Raw genomic sequence first — 22,452 nt, 5'->3', positions numbered from 1 at the left:
GCCATAAAAGCAAGAAGCTTCTGCCCCCTCCTCAGCCTGCTCACTTCTTATCAACAAGTACATAAGTACAAGTCGATAACCGCATTGTTGGTTGAAAAAATATTCAAGTCAAGCGCTTTTGCATTGGAATTGCCAAATTCTTCACACTCTGCGAAAAAGCAACTCTTGATTTACCGAATTGGGGTCCCATCTGCGCATAGATCGGAAAACGCGTAAGATGGAAAACAAATGTACATGCCCTGATATTTACCCATAGCATCATCGTCGAAAGCATTAGAATAAGCGTATGGCCACTAAGCAAGATACCGAACAACTGCTGGAGCGGCAGACGGTCAAGCCGCCGCCGCTGTACCAGGTAGCACTACTGAACGATGACTACACGCCCATGGAGTTCGTGGTCGCCGTCATCCAGGAATACTTCAACAAAGACCGAGAGACGGCCACGCAGATCATGCTGTCCGTTCATCGTCATGGCAAGGGAGTGTGTGGCGTGTTTTCCAAAGATATAGCGTGTACCAAAGTGGAGTTTGTATTAACGCATGCGCGCAAGGCGGGGCACCCCCTGCAGTGCGTGATGGAGGAAGTATGATTGCGCAGGAATTGGAAGTCTCTTTACACATGGCCTTTGTCGAAGCTCGGCAAGCACGGCATGAATTCATCACCGTTGAGCATTTGCTGCTGGCGCTTCTGGACAACCCATCGGCCGCGGAAGTGCTGCGCGCCTGTGCCGTCAACATTGAAGACCTGCGCAAGACGCTGACCAATTTCATCGGCGACAACACCCCGACCGTGCCTGGCACGGGCGAGGTCGACACGCAGCCGACGCTTGGTTTTCAACGTGTGATCCAGCGTGCCATCATGCACGTTCAATCCGCCTCCAATGGCAAGAAGGAAGTCACCGGCGCCAACGTGCTGGTGGCGATCTTCGGCGAAAAAGACTCGCACGCGGTCTACTACCTGCACCAGCAGGGCGTGACCCGCCTCGACGTGGTCAACTTCATTTCGCATGGCGTGCGCAAGGACCAGCAGGTCGACTCGCAAAAAACGTCCGAAGGCGTGGAAGAGGCGCAAGTCGAAGGCCAGGCCAAGGAAAGTCCGCTCGACCAGTTCACGCAGAACCTGAACAAGGCCGCTGCCGAAGGCAAGATCGATCCCCTGATCGGGCGCGAGGACGAAGTCGACCGCGTGATCCAGATCCTGTGCCGTCGCCGCAAGAACAATCCGCTGCTCGTCGGTGAAGCCGGGGTCGGCAAGACCGCGATCGCCGAGGGCCTGGCCTGGCGTATCACGCAGGAAGAAGTGCCCGAAATCCTGCAGAATGCCATCGTGTATTCGCTCGACATGGGCGCGCTGCTGGCCGGCACCAAGTACCGTGGCGACTTCGAACAACGCCTCAAGGCGGTCCTCAAGCAGCTCAAGGAAACCCCGCACGGCATCCTGTTCATTGACGAGATCCACACGATCATCGGCGCCGGCTCGGCGTCCGGCGGCACGCTCGACGCGTCCAACCTGCTCAAGCCTGCGCTCGCCAACGGCCAGCTCAAGTGCATCGGCGCGACCACCTACACCGAGTTCCGCGGCGTGTTCGAAAAAGACCACGCCCTGTCGCGTCGCTTCCAGAAGGTCGACGTCAACGAGCCGACCGTCGAACAGACCATCCAGATCCTGCGCGGCCTCAAGTCGCGCTTCGAAGAGCACCACGGCGTGAAGTATTCGTCGTCAGCGCTCTCCACCGCGGCCGAACTGGCGGCGCGCTTCATCAACGACCGTCATTTGCCCGACAAGGCGATCGACGTCATCGACGAAGCCGGCGCGGCGCAACGTATTTTGCCGAAGTCGAAGCAGAAGAAAACCATCGGCAAGGCCGAGATCGAGGACATCATTGCCAAGATCGCGCGCATCCCGCCGCAAACGGTCAACCAGGACGACCGCAGCAAGTTGCAGACCATCGACCGCGACCTGCGCAACGTCGTGTTCGGGCAGGAGCCCGCCATCGATGCGCTGTCGTCGGCGATCAAGATGGCGCGCGCCGGTTTGGGCAAGACCGACAAGCCGATTGGTTCCTTCCTGTTCTCCGGTCCGACCGGCGTCGGCAAGACCGAGGTGGCCAAGCAGTTGGCCTTCATCCTCGGCATCGAGCTGATTCGCTTCGACATGTCGGAGTACATGGAGCGCCACGCCGTCAGCCGCCTGATCGGCGCGCCGCCGGGCTACGTCGGTTTCGACCAGGGTGGCTTGCTGACCGAAGCCATCACCAAGAAGCCGCACGCGGTGCTGCTGCTCGACGAGATCGAAAAAGCGCATCCGGATATTTTCAACATCCTGCTGCAGGTGATGGACCATGGCACCCTGACCGATAACAACGGTCGCAAGGCGGACTTCCGCAACGTGATCATCATCATGACGACCAATGCCGGCGCCGAGAGCCTGACCAAGCGGTCGATGGGCTTTACCGACTCCAAGGCGGCGGGCGACGAGATGGCCGACATCAAGCGCATGTTCACGCCGGAGTTCCGCAACCGGATCGACGCCACCATCAGCTTCCGCGCACTGGACGAAGAAATCATCCTGCGCGTGGTCGACAAGTTCCTCATGCAGCTGGAAGAACAGCTGCACGAGAAGAAAGTCGAAGCCATCTTCACCGAGAAACTGCGCAAGTTCCTCGCGAAGAAAGGATTCGATCCGCAGATGGGAGCCCGGCCGATGGCGCGCCTGATCCAGGACATGATCCGCAAGGCGCTGGCCGACGAACTGCTGTTCGGCCGCCTGGTCAGTGGTGGCCGGGTCACGGTCGACATGGACGACAAAGATGCGGTCACGCTCGAATTCCCCGAGTCCGACGCCGCGCCTCCACCGGCGGCACCGGAAACGGTCGAAATCGAATAAGCACTGGCAGCAAGCAAAAAGCAAAAAGCCCGCAGACGATGCGGGCTTTTTTATGTCCAGCGCGACAACACCGCCGGTGTCACCGGAACGGACACCGGAACGTGTCAATGTCCAGCGCGACAACACCGCCGGTGTCACCGCCGGTGTCAGGTCTGACATTCGGACACGGCCTCGGCAGTATTGCGGCAGAGCTCGTGTCCGTTTGTCAGACCTGACACCGGAATGGGAATGCGGGATAAACAACCACTCTGCATATTGCATGCCAGCCAATGGATGCGAACATCGTCCGGATTTTCCTCCACGAATGTCAAGCCGATTGCGCAAATCTATTGCCGAGTCCGCCTGTTTCATTGACAAATGTCAAAGATATCGTTTTCAAAGCGCATCTAATAGCTATGTCGCCGCAATTTCACGCGGCCGTGAATAGTCGAATGAAACAGGAGATCCCATGCATGCCGCAATAAGCTACGCCAGCACCGTGAACGAGCAGCTTCGCACAGCCGTGCACCCGATAGCCGGTGTGGCCACCGCGATCACCGCGTTCGTCGGTCGCGCCTTGCGCGGACCGGTGGATGAACCGGTCAGCATCGCCAGCTTCGCCCAGTTCGAGCGCCTGTTCGGCGGCTTGTGGGAGGACAGTGCGCTCGGCTTCGCGGTGCGCGATTTCTTCCTCAATGGCGGCATGCAGGCAGTTATCGTGCGCCTGTACCGCGCCCCGGCGCCGGTCGATGGCGTGGCGCCCAGCCACGCCATCCTGCGCGCCGGCGCATTGACCCTGCAGGCGCGCGACCCCGGCACATGGGGCAACGCGCTGCAGGTGCGCGTCGACCATGAACTGCTCTCGGGCGATCCTGACAGTTTCAATCTGTCGGTGCGCGACAGCGGCACCGGCCAGGTCGAACTGTTTCGCAACGTCTCGCTCGGCGCGTCCCATCCGCGCCGGGTCGACCTGGTCTTGCGCAGCATCTCGCGCCTGGTGAGCGTGAGCGGCAAGCTGCCCGCCCAACGCCCCGCCAGCCATCCGCGCGCGCCGGAGCACGGTGACGCCTGGGAGTGCGGCGCCGCCAGCAACGCCGGCGTGATGCAGGCCGACCGCGCCGCCGACGAACTGCCGCTCACGCTGGCGGACTTCATCGGCAGCGGCAACATGGCGCGCAAGGCCGGCCTGTACGCGCTGGACCGGGCCGATTTGTTCAACCTGCTGTGCATTCCTCCTTACCTGGACAACGGCGGCGACCTGCTCGACGCGGGCGTGCACAGCGCCCTGATGGCCGAAGCGGGCGCTTACTGCGAACTGCGGCGCGCCATGCTGCTGGTCGATCCGCCGCCGGCCTGGCGCAGCGTCGACAACGCCCTCGAAGGCGTGGCCGCACTCGGCACCAGCAGCAGGAATGCGGCGCTGTTCTTCCCGCGCCTGCTGCAGCCGGTCGACCAGCGCGGCGGCCAGCTCACGCGGCTGGCACCATGCGGCGCGGTGGCCGGCATCATGGCCCGCACCGACCAGCAGCGCGGCGTCTGGAAGGCGCCCGTCGGCATGGACGCCATCCTGATCGGGGTACCGGAACTGAGCGTGCCGGTGTCCGACAGCGACAACGGCATCCTCAACCCGCTCGGCATCAACTGCCTGCGCAGCATGCCGGCGGCCGGGCGCATCGTGTGGGGCGCGCGTACCCTGCACAGCGACGACCCCGATGGCGCGCAGGGCAAATGCATCCCGGTGCGGCGCACCGCCCTGTATATCGAAGAAAGCCTGGTGCGCGGCACCCGCTGGGTCGCCTGCGAGCCGAACGACGACCAGCTGTGGGCGCAGGTTCGCCTGTGCATCCACGCCTTCATGGTCGGCCTGTTCCGCCAGGGCGCCTTCCAGGGCAAGGCGCCGCACGAAGCGTTTTTTGTCAGCTGCGGACCGGAGACCACCAGCGGCGACGATGTCGAGCATGGGGTGCTCAACATCACCGTCGGTTTCGCTCCGCTCAAGGCTGGCGAATTCGTGCTGGTGCACGTGCAGCAGGCGGCGGGGCAGGTGCGCAGTCACTGAGCGGCCTGGTGGCGCCTGTCCGGCTTGAGCCGGTCAACAGGCGTTCAGATGGCCGCGAGCGCGGCGCGCAGGTCCTCGCGCAGGTCTTCCACGTGTTCCACGCCGACCGACAGGCGAATCAGGCCATCGCTGATGCCGAGCAGCGCGCGCTGCGCCGGGGGAATGGTCGCATGCGTCATCAGGGCGGGATGCTCGATCAGGCTCTCGACGCCGCCCAGGCTCTCGGCCAGGGTGAATACCTCGCAGCGTTCCAGGAAGCGGCGCGCGCCGGCCAGGTCGGTGTCGAGCTGGATCGAGATGATGCCCCCGAAGCCGTTCATCTGGCGCCTGGCCAGTTCGTGCTGGGGATGCGAGGCCAGGCCCGGATAGAAAACACGTCCGACCTTCGGTTCTTTTTCCAGCCACGCGGCCAGGTCCAGGGCGCTGGCGCAGTGCCGTTCCAGGCGCAGCGCCAGCGTCTTGATGCCGCGCAGGACCAGGAAGCTGTCGAACGGCCCCTGGATCGCGCCCACCGAATTTTGCAGAAAGCCGATCTGCTCGCCCCACGCCGCCTGGTGCGGCTCGGCGCCGATCACCGCAATACCGCCGATGACGTCCGAATGCCCGTTCATGTACTTCGTGGTCGAGTGGACCACGATGTCGATCCCCAGTTCGAGCGGACGCTGGACGATCGGGCTGGCGAAGGTGTTGTCGCACACCGAGATAATGCCGCGCTCGCGGCAGATGTCGCCGATGGCTTTCAGGTCGGCCAGCTTGAGCATCGGGTTGGTCGGCGTTTCGACCCACACCATGCGCGTTTCGGGACGGATCGCCGCCAGCAGCCTGGCTGGATCGGTCAGGTCGACGTAGGTGAAGTCGTGGCCCGCGCTGCGCCGGCGCACGCGCTCGAACAGGCGGTAGGTGCCGCCGTACATATCGTCGCCGGCGATGATGTGCGAGCCGGCGTCGGCCAGTTCCAGCACGGTCGAAATGGCGGCCAGCCCCGAGGCGAAGGCGAACGCCTGGGCGCCGCCTTCCAGGTCGGCCACGCAGCGCTCCAGCGCCCAGCGGGTGGGATTGTGCGAGCGCCCGTAATCGAGGCCCTTGTGCACGCCCGGGCTCTCCTGCACGTAGGTGGAGGTGGCGTAAATCGGCGGCATGACCGCGCCGGTGGACGGATCGGGCGACTGGCCGCCGTGGATCACGCGCGTGGAGAGGTGTTTCTTGGTATTCGAATCAGTCACGGGTTTGTTCACGATAAGGTCCTGCGCAAGTGGTTGAGAAGGTCGAAGCGGGTGATCAGGCCATGGAAATGATCGTCTTCGCTGATCACGGCGGTCAGGCCGCGGTCGAGTATATCGCGCAGTTCGCTCATGCTGGCGGACGGACGCAGGGTTTGCAGTTCGGACGTCATGGTCGTGCCGACCGGGTCGCGAAAGCGCGTGGCGTCGCCCGTCACATGCAGCAGCAGGTCTGATTCGTCGACAATGCCGGCCAGGCGGCCATTCTCGATCACAGGCAGCTGTGCCAGGTCGGCGCTGCGCATGCGGTTGAAGGCCGTGAGCAGCGTATCGGACGGCGCCACGGTCACCACGTCGCCATCGTCGAAGCGGCGGCCGATCAGGTCGCGCAGGTCGCCCAGGGTGGGGCGCTGCAGCAGGCCCTGGTCGACCATCCAGCCGTCGCTGTAGACCTTGGTGAGGTAGCGCGTGCCCGTGTCGCAGACAAACGTCACCACGTTTTTCGGCGTGGTCTGCGCGCGGCAGTAGCGCAGCGCGGCGGCCAGCAGGGTGCCGCTGGACGACCCGGCCAAAATGCCTTCTTCGCGCAGCAGCATGCGCGCGCTGCCGAAGCTGTCGGCATCGCTGATGGTGTAGGCGCTTTTCACGCGCGACAGGTCGGCAATGGCGGGAATGAAGTCTTCGCCGATGCCTTCCACCGCCCACGAGCCGGCGTCGTCGCGCAGCACGCCGGTGTTGATGTAGTCGGCCAGGATCGAGCCTTCCGGATCGGCCAGCACGAATTCCAGGTCCGGCTGCACCGTCTCGAAATAGCGCGACAGGCCGCTCAGCGTGCCGGACGAGCCGACGCCGACCACGATGGCGTCGAGGGCATGGCCGGTCTGCTCCCACAGTTCCGGGCCGGTGGTGTTCTGGTGCGCCAGCGGATTGGCCGGGTTGTTGAACTGGTCGGCGAACCAGGAGCCGGGAATCTCGCGCGCCAGGCGCGCCGCCACATCCTGGTAGTACTCCGGATGGCCCTTGCCGACGTCGGAGCGGGTCAGGTGGATTTCGGCGCCCAGCGCTTTGAGGTGCAGGATTTTTTCGATCGCCATTTTGTCCGGTACGACCAGCACCACGCGGTAGCCTTTCAGGCGCGCCACCAGGGCCAGGCCGAGGCCCGTGTTGCCGGCGGTCGCCTCGACCACCACGCCGCCCGGTTGCAGGCTGCCGTCGGCTTCCGCCGCTTCGATCATGGCGCGCCCGATACGGTCCTTGATGGAGCCGCCGGGATTTTGCGATTCGAGTTTGAGGAACAGGCGGCATGGGCCGGTGTCGATGCGGGTCACTTCGACCAGCGGGGTGTTGCCGATCAGGGAAAACAGGGCAGGCTGCGGTGCGGATGACATAAGAACCTCCGAAAGCCGGGCGTGGCAGCCTTGTGGGCAGCCGCTGCGGCGGAAAAAGGGCGGATCATAGGCGTGCGATAACGGCAATGGAACGAATAATTCTATGCTTTGATATATGAATCCTGATCCGGTTTGCGCAAATGCGATGCGTTTCCTACCGCTCGTCGTTCCCGCGCAGGCGGGAACCCAATTTCAACCTGCGCCACAAGGTAGTGCGGCTGATGCCCAGATACGCCGCCGCTTCATCGCGCCGCCCCCCCAAACGTGCCAGGACCTCGTCTACCGTTTCAACGACTGGCGCCTGCGCAATCAGCGGCGCCTGCGCCTCCCGCCCCAGTTCCGGCGCGACCGACAGCACGAATGCCGGCGTCAGCGCCTGCAAGGGCTCGGCCGCCAGGAACAGCGCCACCCGCTCCATCAGGTTGCGCAGTTCGCGCACATTGCCCGGCCAGCCGTAGCGCTCGAGCAGCGGCGCGCAACCCGCCATTTCCGCATGCAGATTGGGATGCGGGCGCGCGCCCAGCGCCGCCAGCGCATTCTTGAGCGACCATTCGGCCAGCCCCACCACGTCGCGCGCGCGCTCGCGCAGCGGCGGCAGCGACAGCCGCAGCACCGCCAGCCGGTAAAACAGGTCGGCCCGGAAGCGCCCCTCGCGCACCCGCTGCTCCAGGTCGCAGTGGGTGGCGCTGATGACGCGCACATTGATCGCGATCGGGCGCGTGCCGCCGACCCGCACCACCTCGCGTTCTTCCAGCACGCGCAGCAGGCGTGTTTGCAGCGGCAGCGGCATTTCGCCGATCTCGTCGAGGAACAGCGTGCCGCGGTTGGCCGCCTCGAACAGGCCCGCGTGGCCGCCACGGCGCGCCCCGGTGAACGCCCCTTCTTCGTGGCCGAACAGTTCCGATTCCAGCAGCGACTCGGCCACCGCTCCGCAATTGACGGCCACGAACGGCCGGTTCGCGCCCAGGCTGCGCGGGCTTTCGCGGTGAATCGCCTGCGCCACCAGCTCCTTGCCGGTGCCGGTTTCGCCTTCGATCAATACCGTGGCGGGCGAGCGCGCATACAGCACCACCGCCTGGCGCAAGGTCTCCATGGCTTGCGACTCGCCGCGCAAGTCGTTCAGGCCATGCCGCGTGCGTAAGGTGTCGCTGACCACCGGGCGGCGGCCGCTGTTCGATTCGAGCTGGGTCAGGCGCGCCAGCTCCAGCGCATCGTCGAAGGCCTGGCGGATCGACGCCGCCGAATACACGAACACGCCGGTCAGTCCCGCTTCTTCGGCCAGGTCGGTAATCAGGCCGGCGCCGACGATGGCTTGTATGCCGGCCGCCTTCAGGTCGTTGATCTGCGCGCGCGCGTCTTCTTCGGTGACGTAGGAGCGCTGGGCGATATGAAAGCCGAAGGTACTGGCAAATTCGGCCAGTTCGGGCAACTGCTGCTGATAGGTGATCACGCCAATGCGCTCGGCCACGCGGCGCGCGCGCGCCAGCGCCTGCATCACATCGAAGCCGCTGGCCTTGGCGATTACCACCGGCACCGACACGCGGCCCTTGAGGTAAGCCGCATTCGACCCGGCCGCGATCACCACGTCGCAGCGTTCGCTGGCCATGCGCTCGCGGATATGCCGCGCCGCCTCGTCGAAGCCCAGGTTGACCGGCTCGATCGACGCCAGATGGTCGTATTCGAGCGTGATATCGCGGAACAGGTCGGACAGGCGCGAGACGGACACGGTCCAGATGACCGGCTTGTCGTTGGCGTCGGAAGCGGTACGGGAAGAGTAGGGCATGTTTCAATTTTACTCCAGTTGCGTTTCAAGTGTTTCAATGTGAAACGTAATGAAACATGCCAGGAATGGCGGGGTTTGTTTCAAATCCGCGCAAGGCATTGAATATAAAGATGTTTCGGGCGCGGCCTTGCGATGGTCGGGCGTGGCACGCCGCTTGCAATGCACACAGCATGGCATTCCAACGCATCACCCGAGGAGAAAACGCAATGAGAGAATCACGAGGCGCGATGTTCCGCCGCGCAGTCCAGGAAGAGTCGCCGTTGCAGGTCGTCGGCACCATCACCGCCTACACCGCGCGCATGGCCGAGCAAACCGGCTACAAGGCCGTGTACCTGTCCGGCGGCGGCGTGGCCGCCAACTCGCTCGGCATGCCGGACCTCGGCATCAGCACCATGGACGACGTGATCACCGACGCCCAGCGCATCACCGACACCTGCGGCCTGCCGCTGATGGTCGATATCGACACCGGCTGGGGCGGCGCCTTCAACATCGCGCGCACGATCCGCCACATGATCCGCGCCGACGTGGCGGCGGTGCACATGGAAGACCAGGTCTCGGCCAAGCGCTGCGGCCACCGCCCGGGCAAGGAAATCGTCAGCAAGGAAGAAATGGTCGACCGCATCAAGGCCGCCGTCGACGCCCGTCATGACGAAAGCTTCGTCATCATGGCGCGCACCGATTCGCTCGCCGTCGAAGGCCTGAACGCCGCCATCGACCGCGCCTGCGCCTACGTCGAAGCGGGCGCCGACATGATCTTCCCGGAAGCGATCACCAAGCTCGAGATGTACAGCCAGGTGCGCGACGCGGTCAAGGTGCCGATCCTGGCCAACCTGACCGAATTCGGCGCCACGCCGCTGTTTACGCTCGACGAACTGCGCGCGCACAAGGTCGATATCGCCCTGTACTGCTGCGGCGCCTACCGCGCCATGAACGCGGCGGCCCTCAATTTCTACAAGACGCTGCGCGCCGAAGGCACGCAGAAAAACGTCGTATCGACCATGCAAAGCCGCATGGAGCTGTACGACTACCTCGGCTACCACGAGTACGAGCAAAAGCTCGACTCGCTGTTCGCCCAGGGTAAAGAAAAGTAATCACACAAATTTAGAAGAATCGCGGAGCCTCACATGACTGACATCACCACCCCGGCCGAAGCCGTCCCGTTCAAGCCGAAAAAATCGGTCGCCCTGTCCGGCGTCACCGCCGGTAACACCGCACTGTGCTCGGTTGGAAAAACCGGCAACGACCTGCACTACCGCGGCTACGACATCCTCGACGTCGCCGACAGCTGCGAGTTCGAAGAAATCGCCTACCTGCTGGTACACGGAAAACTGCCCAACGACGGCGAACTGCGTGGCTACAAGGCGCACCTGAAATCGATGCGCGGCCTGCCGCAGGCGGTCAAGAACGCGCTCGAAGCGCTGCCGGCGTCGAGCCACCCGATGGACGTGATGCGCACAGGCGTATCCACCCTCGGCTGCGTGCTGCCGGAAAAAGACGATCACAATGTGCCGGGCGCGCGCTCGATTGCCGACCGCCTGATGGCGTCTTTCGGCTCGATGCTGCTGTACTGGTACCACTTCAGCCACAACGGCCGCCGCATCGACACCGAAACCGACGACGACTCCATCGGCGGCCACTTCCTGCACCTGCTGCACGGCTTCAAGCCGCCGGAAGCCTGGGTCAAGGCGATGCACACCTCGCTGATCCTGTACGCGGAACACGAATTCAACGCCTCGACCTTCACCGCGCGCGTGATCGCCGGCACCGGTTCGGACATCCATTCGGCCATCACCGGCGCCATCGGCGCGCTGCGCGGACCGAAACACGGCGGCGCCAACGAAGTCGCGCTCGATATCCAGAAGCGCTACGAAAACCCGGACGAAGCCGAAGCCGACATCCGCAACCGCGTCGCCAACAAGGAAGTCGTGATCGGCTTCGGCCACCCGGTCTACACCGTGTCCGACCCGCGCAATAAAGTCATCAAGGAAGTGGCGCGTTCGCTGTCCGAAGGCGCCGGCTCGACCAAGATGTTCGATATCGCCGAGCGCCTGGAAACGGTCATGTGGGAAGTCAAGAAGATGTTCCCGAACCTGGACTGGTTCTCGGCCGTGTCGTACCACATGATGGGCGTGCCGACGGCGATGTTCACGCCCTTGTTCGTGATCTCGCGCACCTCCGGCTGGGCCGCCCACGTGATCGAGCAGCGCATCGACAACAAGATCATTCGCCCGAGCGCCAACTACGTCGGCCCGGACGACCTGACCTTCGTGCCGCTGGCTGACCGCAAGTAAGGATCTGACATGAACACGAACCACCGCAAAAACCTGCCGGGCACCAAGCTCGATTACTTCGACGCGCGCGCCGCGGTCGACGCCATCGCGCCTGGCGCCTATGACAAGCTGCCGTACACCTCGCGCGTGCTGGCCGAGAACCTGGTGCGTCGCTGCGACCCTGCGACCCTGAACGCCTCGCTCGGCCAGCTGATCGAACGCAAGCGCGACCTGGACTTCCCGTGGTTTCCGGCGCGCGTGGTCTGCCACGACATCCTCGGGCAAACCGCGCTGGTCGACCTGGCCGGCCTGCGCGACGCCATCGCCCTGCAGGGCGGCGACCCGGCCCTGGTCAACCCGGTGGTGCCGACCCAGCTCGTGGTCGACCATTCGCTGGCGGTCGAATGCGGTGGTTTCGATCCCGACGCCTTCGACAAGAACCGCGCCATCGAAGATCGTCGCAACGAAGACCGTTTCGACTTCATCAACTGGACCAAGAAGGCCTTCAAGAACGTCGACGTGATCCCGCCGGGTAACGGCATCCTGCACCAGATTAATCTGGAGCGCATGTCGCCGGTGATCCAGGTGCAGGGCGGCGTGGCCTTTCCGGACACCCTGGTCGGCACCGACTCGCATACCCCGATGGTCGACGCGCTCGGCGTGATCGCCATCGGCGTCGGCGGCCTGGAAGCCGAAAGCGTGATGCTGGGCCGCGCCTCGTGGATGCGCCTGCCGGACATCATCGGCGTCGAACTGAGCGGCAAACCGCAGCCGGGCATCACCGCCACCGACACGGTGCTGGCGCTGACCGAATTTCTGCGCCAGCAGAAGGTCGTCTCGTCCTATCTCGAGTTCTACGGCGCAGGCGCTGCCCACCTGACTCTGGGCGACCGCGCCACGATCTCGAACATGGCGCCGGAATACGGCTCGACCGCCGCGATGTTCTACATCGACGAGCAGACCATCACCTACCTCAAGCTGACCGGCCGCGACGACGAACTGGTGAAACTGGTCGAGCTGTATGCGAAACACACCGGCTTGTGGGGCACGACGCTTAACAACGTCGAGTACGAGCGCGTGCTGCGCTTCGACCTGTCGTCGGTGGTGCGCACCATCGCCGGTCCGTCCAACCCGCACAACCGTGTGCCGACCTCGGAACTGGCCGCGCGCGGCATCAGCGGCGTGGTCGAAAACGAACCGGGCCTGATGCCCGACGGCGCCGTCATCATCGCGGCCATTACCAGCTGCACCAACACCAACAACCCGCGCAACATGATCGCCGCCGGCCTGATCGCGCGTAACGCCAACAAGCTCGGTTTGACGCGTAAACCTTGGGTAAAAAGCTCGCTGGCGCCGGGCTCGAAAGCCGTCACCTTGTACCTGGAAGACGCCGGCCTGATGCCGGAACTGGAAAAGCTCGGCTTCGGTGTCGTCGCTTACGCCTGCACCACCTGTAACGGCATGTCCGGGGCGCTCGATCCGGTGATTCAAAAAGAAGTGGTCGAACGCGACCTGTACGCAACGGCCGTCCTGTCGGGCAACCGCAACTTCGACGGCCGCATCCACCCGTACGCGAAGCAGGCCTTCCTGGCGTCGCCGCCGCTGGTGGTGGCCTACGCGATCGCCGGCACGATCCGCTTCGACATCGAGAAGGACGTGCTGGGCACCGGCGCCGACGGCAAGCCGGTCACGCTCAAGGACATCTGGCCGAGCGACGAGGAGATCGACGCACTGGTGGCGTCCAGCGTCAAGCCGGCGCACTTCCACAAGGTCTATATTCCGATGTTCGCCAAGCAGGAAGACGACGGCGTCAAGGTCAGCCCGCTGTACGACTGGCGTCCGAATACCACCTACATCCGCCGTCCGCCGTACTGGGAAGGCGCGCTGGCCGGCGCCCGCACCCTGGCGGGCATGCGTCCGCTCGCGGTCTTGGGCGACAACATCACCACCGACCACCTGTCGCCATCGAACGCGATCATGCTCGATTCGGCAGCCGGCGAATACCTGGCGAAAATGGGCCTGCCGGAGGAAGACTTCAACTCCTACGCCACCCACCGGGGCGACCACCTCACCGCGCAGCGCGCCACCTTCGCCAATCCAACCCTGAAAAACGAGATGGTCAAGGTCGACGGCAAGGTCAAGGCGGGCTCGCTGGCCCGCATCGAACCGGATGGCACGGTCACGCGCATGTGGGAAGCGATCCAGACCTACATGGAGCGCAAGCAGCCCTTGATCATCATCGCCGGCGCCGACTACGGCCAGGGCTCGTCGCGCGACTGGGCCGCCAAGGGCGTGCGCCTGGCCGGCGTGGAAGCCATCGTGGCCGAAGGCTTCGAGCGCATCCACCGCACCAACCTGGTGGGCATGGGCGTGCTGCCGCTGGAGTTCCAGCCTGGCGAGAACCGCATCACCCTGGCGATCGATGGCAGCGAAACCTTCGACGTGCTGGGCGAGCGCACCCCGCGCGCCACGCTCACCTTGGTGATCAGGCACGTTTCCGGCGACGTGGTGGAAGTGCCGGTCATCTGCCGGCTCGACACGGCCGAGGAAGTGGCGATCTACGAAGCCGGCGGCGTGCTGCAGCGCTTCGCCCAGGACTTCCTCGAATCGACCGTCAAGGAGGCATGATGGCGCACCTACCTCAAATCAGGATTCCCGCCACGTATATGCGCGGCGGCACCAGCAAGGGGGTGTTCTTCCGCCTGGACGACTTGCCCGAGGCCGCGCAGGTGGCCGGCGCCGCGCGCGACGCGCTGCTGCTGCGCGTGATCGGCAGCCCCGACCCCTACGGCAAGCAGATCGACGGCATGGGCGGCGCCACCTCGAGCACCAGCAAGACGGTGATCCTGTCCAAAAGCGCCAGGCCGGAGCACGACGTCGACTACCTGTTCGGCCAGGTCGCCATCGACAAGGCGTTTGTGGACTGGAGCGGCAACTGCGGCAACCTGTCGGCCGCTGTGGGTTCGTTCGCCATCAGCGCCGGGCTGGTCGACGCCGCCCGTATTGCGCACGACGGCGTGGCGCTGGTGCGCATCTGGCAGGCCAACATCGGCAAGACCATCATCGCGCATGTACCGGTCAGCGGCGGCGCGGTGCAGGAAACGGGCGACTTCGAACTCGATGGCGTCACCTTTCCGGCGGCCGAAGTGCAGCTCGAATTCATGAACCCGGCGGCCGATGAAGAAGGCGCTGGCGGCGCCATGTTCCCGACCGGGCACGTGGTCGACGACCTCGAGGTGCCGGGCCTGGGCACGCTCAAGGCCACCATGATCAACGCCGGCATCCCGACCATTTTCGTCAATGCGCAGGCGATCGGCTACAGCGGCACCGAGCTGCAGGACGCGATCAACGGCGACCCCAAGGCGCTGGCCATGTTCGAGGCGATTCGCGCGCACGGCGCCGTGCGCATGGGATTGATCAAGCATGTGGACGAAGCGGCCACGCGCCAGCACACCCCCAAGGTGGCCTTCGTGGCGCCACCGGCCGGTTACGTGTCGTCGAGCGGCAAAGCGGTGGCGGCTGGGGACATCGACCTGCTGGTGCGCGCCATGTCGATGGGTAAGCTGCACCACGCGATGATGGGCACCGCCGCCGTGGCCATCGGCACCGCAGCCGCCATTCCCGGCACCCTGGTCAGCCTGGCGGCCGGCGGGGGAGTGCGTAACGCGGTGCGCTTCGGCCATCCGTCCGGCACCCTGCGCGTGGGCGCCGAAGCAACCCAGGTCGCTGGCGACTGGAGCGTCGCTAAGGCCATCATGAGCCGCAGCGCGCGCGTGCTGATGGAAGGATGGGTCCGTATCCCCGGCGACGCCTTGCAGGGGCCTTAACGGCCCTGCGTGAACGTTTTGGCAAAGCGCCCACCCGCCCCGTGCGTGGTGGGCGTTTCTGTTTTTTGGGTTTTCCCGGATTTTCCCGTAAATTGCGGTCAATTGTGGTTTATGATCAAGCTCTCCGTTGCCCATCACAGAGGCGGCGGACTTACGCCGTCGTGGGGACATGGATCGCTTATCAACCAAGCCTGATTTCGTCGCTGAAGCGCTCCAGTTAATCGGATCGCCCGCCTGTGCCTGCGACGCGGACGGCATCGTCCATGCCGCCAACGCGGCCTTGTGCGACCTGCTCGGCGCACCTCCCGTCGGCCTCCCCCTGCTTGAGTTGTTCGCCCCTGCGGCGCGGCACGACGCCTCGCTGCGCCTGCGCGCGGGTGACGGCGCCGACCGCTTATGGGAAAGCGCGTTGCACGCGCACGGCCAGCCGATTGCGGTCCAGGTGCTGGACAAGGCGCTGCCGGGCGGTGGCGCGACGTTCGTCTTTACCGACATCCGGCGCTACGACCGCGACCAGGCCGCGCTGCGCAAGACGGTGATGGAGCAAAAGGCCATCCTCGAAAACGCGGCGGTCGGCATCATCCTCAGCAAAAACCGCGAAATCCGCGAATGCAATATCCGCGCCGCCGAAATCTTCGGCTACACCGCCGACGAACTGATCGGCGCGGCCACCGTCACCGTTTTCCCCAGCGTGCGCAGTTACGAGCAAATGAGCGGCGAGGCCGGTCCACGGCTCGCCGCGGGCGGCTCGTACGCCGGCGAACTGCGCCTGCGCCGCAAGGACGGCGTGCTGCTCTGGTGCCGCCTGTACGGGCGCGCGGTCGATCCGCGCGACGAGTCGCACGGCACCATCTGGATCGTGGAAGACATCGACGAGCTGCACCAGAACGAAACGCGCCTGCGTCGCGCGCTGCTCGAAATGCAGGCCATCATGGACAACGCGCCGCTGGGCATCGCCTTCCAGCGCGACAACCGCATCCTGCGCTACAACCAGCAGTTCGGGCGCTGCTTCGGCTTTGCCGGCGAGACCGGGCTCGGACATGCGGCCGCCGAGCTGTTTGCGTCCGGCGCCGCCTACGAGGCGCTGCGACACGAAGCGCAGCCGCTGCTGAGCGCCGGCCATCCCTACCAGGCCGACATCGAGATGCTGCGCCAGGACGGCAGCGTGTTCTGGGCGCACGCCTACATTTACGCCATCAACGCCGGGCGCGGCAAGCAGGACACCATCTGGATCGTGGACGACCGCAGCGCGCAAAAGGCGGCCGAGGAAGCGACCCGCCAGGTGCTGCTGGAGCAGAAGGCGATCCTGGACAATGCCTCGGTCGGCATCCTGTTCAGCCGCAACGGGATCATGTTGTCGTGTAACCCGCGCATGGCCGAGATGTTCGGCTACACGCGCGAAGAGATGACCGGGCTGCCGGCGGTGGCGGTGTTTCCGTCGCCCGCGGCGTACGACGAATTCGGCCTCGCCGCCGGGCCGGTGCTCGGTAACGGCCTGCCGTTCGAAAGCCCCGAATGCCAGTTCCGCCAGCGCGACGGCACCCTGTTCTGGTGCCGCGTGCGGGCGCAAACGGTGGACGCCGAGCGGCGCGAACAAGGCACCATCTGGATACTGGAAGACGTGACCGAAGCGCGCCAGACCCTGGTCGAGGTGCAGGCCATCATGACCAACGCCTCGGTCAGCATTTTGTTCACCAAGAACCGCATCATCACGCGCTACAACCGCGGTTTTGCCGACATGTTCGGCTACCAGGGCAGCGAGGGACTGGGCCTGCCCGGCCGCGCGCTGTATCCGAGCGACGAGGTCTACGCCGCCATCGGCGCCGCAGCCAGCCCGCTGCTCTCGGTCGGCAAACCGTTTCATACCGAAGTCGGGATGGCGCGCAAGGACGGCAGCGTGCTGTGGGCGCAGCTGATCGCCTACGTCGTCAATCCGGCCGACCCGACGCAGGGTACGATCTGGATCATCGAAGACCGCACCGATGCCAAGCGCGCCGAAGAATCGCTGCGCAACGCGCTGCTGGAAAACCAGGCCATCCTCGACAGCGCGGTGCTCGGCATCGCGGTGGTCGAACACGGCATGAACCTGCGCTGCAACGCCAAGATGGAAGAACTGTTCGGCTACGGGCCGGGCGAAGTGGCGGGGCTGTCGGTGCGCGCGCTGTATCCGGACCGCGCCAGCTGGGACCTGGCGCGCGCCGAGACCACGCGCGACTTCCACGCCGGGCGCGTGCACATGGCCGAATACCGGCTGGTGCGCAAGGATGGCAGCACCTTCTGGGCGCGCCTGTCGGGACGCCCGTTCGACCTGGCGCATGCCACCGGGCGCTCGGTGTGGCTGGTCGACGACGTGACGGCGCGGCGCGAGGCCGGCGAAGCGGTGCGGCGCGCGCGCGACGAACTCGAAGTTCGGGTGCTCGAGCGCACCGCCGAACTGGCCGGCGCCAACGCCCTGCTGCAGGGCGAGATCGTGGAACGGCGCCAGGCCGAAGCGCGCGTGAACCACATGGCCTATCACGACAGCCTGACCGGCCTGCCCAACCGCGCCTTGCTGTCGGACCGGCTGACCCACGCCATGCTTGTCGTGAAGCGTTCCGGCGCCAAGCTGGCCGTGATGTTCATCGACCTTGACCGTTTCAAGACCATCAACGACTCGCTCGGGCACCTGATGGGCGACCGCCTGCTCAAGGAAGTGGCCGGGCGGCTGTGCCATGCGGTGCGCGCCAGCGACACCGTGGCGCGCCTCGGCGGCGACGAATTCGTGGTGCTGGTGCCGGGTATCGACAGGCCTGACGAAAGCAGCCAGGTGGCGCAGAAGATCATCGACGTGCTGGCGCTGCCGTTCCCGGTCGACGATCGCCTGCTGCACATCACGCCATCGATCGGCGTGTGCATGTATCCGGACGATGGCGACGATGTGGCGACCCTGATGCGGCACGCCGACGCGGCGATGTATCACGCCAAGGCGAACGGGCGCAATAATTACCAGTACTTCACCGAGCGCATGAACGTGGCGGCGGCGCAGCACTTCGAGCTCGAGAGCGCGCTGCGCGGCGCGCTGACGCTCGGGCAGTTCGAGCTGTTTTACCAGCCGATCATCGACATCGGTACGCGCCGGGTGCACACCATGGAAGTGCTGCTGCGCTGGCGCCGTCCGGGGCACGGGCTGGTGCTGCCCGACCACTTCATCCCCATCATCGAAGAAAACGGCTTGATCGTGCCGATCGGCGAATGGGTGATGCGGCGCGCCTGCGAGCAAAGCATGGCGTGGCAGCGCGAGGGGATGGCGGCGGTGCCGCTGGCGGTCAATTTATCGCCGCGCCAGTTCATGCACCGCGGGCTGATCGAATCGATCCGGGGCGTGTTGGACGAAACCGGGATCGACCCGGCCCTGATCGAATTCGAAATCACCGAAACGGCGCTGATGCAGCATGGCGAACAGACCATGGAGATCCTGGGGCAGATCAACGGCATGGGCATCCGCCTGTCGATCGACGATTTCGGCACCGGCTATTCGAGCCTGGCCTACCTCAAGCGCTTCCCGGTCAAGAAGATCAAGATCGACCGGGCCTTCATCAAGGACCTCGAGAGCAGCACCGAAGACCGCGCGATCGTGGCGGCCATCATGGCGCTGTCGAACAGCTTGCAGTTGTCGGTGGTAGCGGAGGGCGTCGAAACCGAAGCCCAGTACGCGCTGCTGAGCGGGCATGGCTGCCAGTACGCGCAGGGCTACCTGTTCGCCCAACCCCGGCCCGCCGACCAGGCCCGCAAGCACCTCTCCAGTCACTAATTCCCCAAGCAGAATCAGCGTCTTCCTACAACCGGGGTCAGAGCTCTAATTAGAAATTCTTTCCCTTCACCAATGCCGATCGCCTTATACATGCGCATTTTTTGGTCCGCACGGGCATACCCTCAGGCCCTTCGCGTTCTTCAGTTGCCGAACAGGATGAGATCTGGCTGGTGCGAGCAAAAACTTGCGAATTAAGGCTCTGACCCCGGTTTGCGGTTTGGGGGCGCTGATCCCGGTTAGGAGAGGTTTGTCAGTCCAGGGTGGCGATGACGGGGGCGTGGTCGGATGGTTGCTCCCATTTGCGTGGAATGCGGTCGATCGCGCACGCCGTGCAACGCTTGGCCAAGGCTTCCGACAGCAATATGTGGTCGATCCGCAGACCTTTGTTTTTCTGGTAACCGAGCTGCCGGTAATCCCACCAGCTGAATGATTTATCGGCCTGTTCGAACAGGCGGAACGCATCGGTCAATCCCAGGTCGGTCAGCGCCGTCAACGCCGCGCGCTCCTTGTCCGAACACAGCACCTGGCCGGCCCATGCAACCGGGTCGTGCACGTCGCGGTCTTCGGGGGCGATATTGTAATCGCCGAGGATCGCCAGGCCAGCGCCGGCGTGCGCGCGCACTTCGTCGGCGAGCCATTCGCGCAGCGATGCGAGCCATGCGAGTTTATAGGCGTATTTGTCGGTCCCGACCGCCTGCCCATTCGGTACATAGGCGCAGATAAAACGCGTGCCGCCGATCGTCGCCGCGAGTATCCGTTGCTGCTCGTCCGGAAATAATGGATTGTTTCTTATAACGTCATTAAGTGGTAATTTAGATAATATTGCGACGCCGTTATAGGTTTTCTGACCGCTGAAGGCGACTTCATAGCCGGCAGCTTTAATTTCAGAAACCGGGAACTTATCGTCCGTCAATTTTGTCTCTTGTAAGCAAAGTACATCGACCGGATTTGCCTCCAGCCATTGCAGGAGGTGAGGAAGTCGTACTTTGAGGGAATTAACATTCCATGTTGCTATTTTCATAGGGGGTTCCAGAGCGCCATTGGTGCTAAAAACGCTTAGTATCGCGTTAAATGGTGCGTTCGTGCAAGAACATGCTGTTAGTTAACAAGTTTGGCCATGTATGCAAGATGCATACGCTTGTGTTATCAACACTTTTATCGAAAAAATACCGTGGAGATGTTAAACTTTGTTGTCCCCGAGATTTAACCACTCGCAAGATGTAATTAGATGTAACAAGAGGCAGACAAAACAACGATTTTGGACTATTGTTACTCACGGGGAATAAAAAATTGCATTCTTATAACGCACGGGGTAATATACTTAAATCTGGTCGGTGGTGGTGAGAACCAACGGTCGGAACCCCTAGCGTGAAGAGTTACACGCCCTTAAAGTTTGTGACGGCTTCATGACACATTCTGCAAGGTGGTACTAGTTAAAACAATTCTGTTTTGATTAGTGTAGAAATGCGAAGACAGCATTTGTAAAGGATTAAAATGCGAAGTGCATTTGAAGCATGGGCGCAGCGCGATGGTCATATCGTTCGACGCCGAGAAGATAAACCCGATGAATATCTCGTGTTTGAAACACAACGTCGCTGGGTAATCTGGCAAGCGGCGCTGGCGCACGGCAAAACAGCCGCGGCGACAGCGAAGTATTCGGCGCAAAAGGCCGCCTCGAAAGAGTCGGCCGAACCGGTACGCGCAAGCGCACCGGCGTCGGATGAAACCGCAGTGCGTAACCGGGTTCTGAATGAGGTTCTTGATGCTTTTAGCGATCTCGACGATACCGCTGGTATCGAAGGTGTCCTGAAGGTCATCCAGGGCTTGAAGAAGAAGCAGAAAGCTCTGGCCGAAGACAAGACCGAGAGTTGATGCAATACCGGCACTACAAGGGTGGCCTGTACGAATTGGTGTGCGTGGCCACTCTTGAATCGGATCTCTCAGAGATGATCGTGTATCGCGCAGCGGACGGTTCATTATGGACGCGGCCGAAAGACGTGTTTTTTCAACTGGTCGAAGTCGACGGCATTCTGGTGCCGCGCTTTGCGCCGGTGCCCTAGTCTTGCCTGCCAACTGGAGTGCAAGCTCCAGCATCACTCTCCCGCACCACTCTCCAGGAATAACATTATGCGAATGATTCGCCTCGCTTTGAGCCTCGCGCTGTCGGCTGCCGCCTTTGGCGCCGCTGCCGAAACCGTGGGCTCGGTCGATACCGCTTTCAAGCTGATTGGCCCCGACCACAAGGTCGTGGTCGAAGTATTCGACGACCCGGTCGTCGGCGGCGTGAGCTGCTACCTGTCGCGCGCCAAGACCGGCGGCATCAAGGGCGCCGTGGGCCTGGCCGAAGACAAGGCCGAATCGTCGGTGGCCTGCCGCCAGGTCGGCCCGATCACCTTCAACGGCAAAGTGCCGCGCCAGGAAGAAGTGTTCAGCGAGCGTGCCTCGATCTTCTTCAAGCACGTACGCGTGGTGCGCATGGTCGACGCCAAGCGCAATGCGCTCGCTTACCTGGTCTATTCGGACCGCCTGATCGACGGCAGCCCGAAAAACAGCGTGACCGCGGTGCCGGTGCCGGCCAACCAGCCGATTCCGCTCAAGTAGTTTTCATCGGGTAGTATTCAGAAATCCTGGGCGGCTGCCGTAAACAGGATGAACTACTACCTTGGATGAACGCGATGGCGATTTTTTTACGGACCGGCGCGCTGGCGTTGTTGGCCGCCCTGGGCGGCTGCGCGACGATCAGCGAGTCGAACCAGCAGACGTTGATGCTGCATACCATCCTGGACAACCGCGAAGTTGGCGGCGCCGGCTGCGTGCTGACCAATGACAAGGGGCGCTGGTTCGTCACGTCCCCCGGCCACGTGACCGTGCAAAAGAGCGCGGGCAATCTGTTCATCGATTGCAGGAAGGATGGCGTGGGTGCGGGGCAGGACCGGGTCGCGTCGAGTGCCAACGCCAGCGCCACCGTGGGCAACGCGGTGCTGACCGCGGGGCTGGGATACCTGCTCGACAAGCGCACCGGGGCCGGGTTCGATTACCCGGAAACGCTCACGGTGCTGATGCGCCGCAGCGGTACGCGCGATTATCAGAACGATCCGCCGGAGACGGCGGGGACGGCGCTGCACTAGTCTTACTGTGTCACAAAGTAAGTTTAATCTGAAAGCAGCAAGGGCAACGCTGTAGTTGAGTTGCGATTGCACTGGCGATGAGCGCGCGTAGCGTTGTAATGGAGTCAGGGACATGACGTTGC

General features: G+C 63.6%; 16 protein-coding genes. 12 read left to right on the top strand and 4 right to left on the bottom strand.

What is annotated here, in order from left to right:
* Window positions 1-286: 286 nt before the first annotated feature.
* The 3 genes from clpS to F2P46_RS29625 all read left to right on the top strand — a co-directional run bounded on the left by clpS (window position 287) and on the right by F2P46_RS29625 (window position 4,924).
* Window positions 287-589 carry an ATP-dependent Clp protease adapter ClpS gene (gene clpS / locus F2P46_RS29635; RefSeq protein ID WP_099881541.1) on the top strand — a complete coding sequence of 101 codons (303 nt, stop codon included), beginning with the start codon at window positions 287-289 and terminating at the stop codon, window positions 587-589.
* On the top strand, window positions 586-2,886 hold the full coding sequence (gene clpA, locus F2P46_RS29630; protein ID WP_166897061.1) for an ATP-dependent Clp protease ATP-binding subunit ClpA: 2,301 nt from the start codon (window positions 586-588) through the stop codon (window positions 2,884-2,886). The genes clpS and clpA overlap by 4 nt, the downstream gene beginning before the upstream one ends.
* Window positions 2,887-3,334: 448 nt before the next feature.
* On the top strand, window positions 3,335-4,924 hold the full coding sequence (locus F2P46_RS29625; RefSeq protein WP_166897059.1) for a phage tail sheath subtilisin-like domain-containing protein: 1,590 nt from the start codon (window positions 3,335-3,337) through the stop codon (window positions 4,922-4,924).
* 44 nt (window positions 4,925-4,968) lie between these two features.
* On the opposite strand, the gene F2P46_RS29620 is transcribed toward F2P46_RS29625, so the two are convergent.
* The 3 genes from F2P46_RS29620 to prpR form a co-directional block, all read right to left on the bottom strand.
* Entirely contained in the window at window positions 4,969-6,147 is a 1,179-nt protein-coding gene (locus tag F2P46_RS29620; RefSeq protein WP_368737974.1) for a PLP-dependent aspartate aminotransferase family protein, read from the bottom strand.
* Window positions 6,148-6,155: 8 nt separating this feature from the next.
* The gene (locus F2P46_RS29615) at window positions 6,156-7,532 is read right to left on the bottom strand and encodes a cystathionine beta-synthase (protein ID WP_166897056.1); all 1,377 of its coding nucleotides are present in this window, start codon (window positions 7,530-7,532) and stop codon (window positions 6,156-6,158) included.
* Between the two features lie 154 nt (window positions 7,533-7,686).
* Window positions 7,687-9,315 carry a propionate catabolism operon regulatory protein PrpR gene (gene prpR, locus F2P46_RS29610; protein ID WP_166897053.1) on the bottom strand — a complete coding sequence of 543 codons (1,629 nt, stop codon included), beginning with the start codon at window positions 9,313-9,315 and terminating at the stop codon, window positions 7,687-7,689.
* Between the two features lie 206 nt (window positions 9,316-9,521).
* Between prpR and prpB the strand changes: the two genes are divergently transcribed.
* The 5 genes from prpB (at window position 9,522) to F2P46_RS29585 (ending at window position 19,202) form a co-directional block, all read left to right on the top strand.
* Window positions 9,522-10,406, top strand: a complete 885-nt coding sequence (prpB, locus tag F2P46_RS29605; protein WP_166897050.1) for a methylisocitrate lyase — start codon at window positions 9,522-9,524, stop codon at window positions 10,404-10,406.
* A 33-nt stretch (window positions 10,407-10,439) separates the two neighbouring features.
* Window positions 10,440-11,606: a 2-methylcitrate synthase gene (gene prpC / locus F2P46_RS29600; protein WP_166872925.1), complete on the top strand. Its 1,167-nt coding sequence runs from the start codon at window positions 10,440-10,442 to the stop codon at window positions 11,604-11,606.
* 9 nt (window positions 11,607-11,615) lie between these two features.
* The gene (gene acnD / locus F2P46_RS29595) at window positions 11,616-14,213 is read left to right on the top strand and encodes a Fe/S-dependent 2-methylisocitrate dehydratase AcnD (protein WP_166897047.1); all 2,598 of its coding nucleotides are present in this window, start codon (window positions 11,616-11,618) and stop codon (window positions 14,211-14,213) included.
* Entirely contained in the window at window positions 14,213-15,412 is a 1,200-nt protein-coding gene (gene prpF, locus F2P46_RS29590) for a 2-methylaconitate cis-trans isomerase PrpF (protein WP_166897044.1), read from the top strand. Before acnD ends, prpF begins: the two co-directional genes overlap by 1 nt.
* A 169-nt stretch (window positions 15,413-15,581) precedes the next feature.
* Window positions 15,582-19,202 (top strand): EAL domain-containing protein, encoded by a 3,621-nt coding sequence (locus F2P46_RS29585; protein WP_166897041.1) that lies wholly within the window; start codon window positions 15,582-15,584, stop codon window positions 19,200-19,202.
* A gap of 250 nt (window positions 19,203-19,452) precedes the next feature.
* Here the strand turns inward: F2P46_RS29585 and xth are convergent, their stop codons facing one another.
* A complete protein-coding gene (gene xth / locus F2P46_RS29580; RefSeq protein WP_166897038.1) occupies window positions 19,453-20,223 on the bottom strand; it encodes an exodeoxyribonuclease III in 771 nt (256 codons plus the stop codon).
* A 473-nt stretch (window positions 20,224-20,696) separates the two neighbouring features.
* Between xth and F2P46_RS29575 the strand changes: the two genes are divergently transcribed.
* From F2P46_RS29575 to F2P46_RS29560, 4 genes are all read left to right on the top strand, one after another.
* Window positions 20,697-21,074 (top strand): hypothetical protein, encoded by a 378-nt coding sequence (locus F2P46_RS29575; RefSeq protein ID WP_054267055.1) that lies wholly within the window; start codon window positions 20,697-20,699, stop codon window positions 21,072-21,074.
* Entirely contained in the window at window positions 21,074-21,262 is a 189-nt protein-coding gene (locus F2P46_RS29570) for a DUF1653 domain-containing protein (protein WP_166897035.1), read from the top strand. Before F2P46_RS29575 ends, F2P46_RS29570 begins: the two co-directional genes overlap by 1 nt.
* A gap of 67 nt (window positions 21,263-21,329) precedes the next feature.
* Window positions 21,330-21,803 (top strand): CreA family protein, encoded by a 474-nt coding sequence (locus tag F2P46_RS29565; protein WP_166897033.1) that lies wholly within the window; start codon window positions 21,330-21,332, stop codon window positions 21,801-21,803.
* A gap of 74 nt (window positions 21,804-21,877) precedes the next feature.
* Window positions 21,878-22,330, top strand: a complete 453-nt coding sequence (locus F2P46_RS29560; protein ID WP_166897030.1) for a hypothetical protein — start codon at window positions 21,878-21,880, stop codon at window positions 22,328-22,330.
* The last annotated feature ends 122 nt before the right edge of the window (window positions 22,331-22,452 follow it).

The sequence above is a fragment of the Massilia sp. CCM 8734 genome, assembly GCF_011682155.1.
Lineage (GTDB): Bacteria > Pseudomonadota > Gammaproteobacteria > Burkholderiales > Burkholderiaceae_D > Telluria_A > Telluria_A rubra.
The sequence above is the reverse complement of the archived record's forward strand: the minus strand, read 5'-3'. Positions and strand labels throughout refer to the sequence as shown.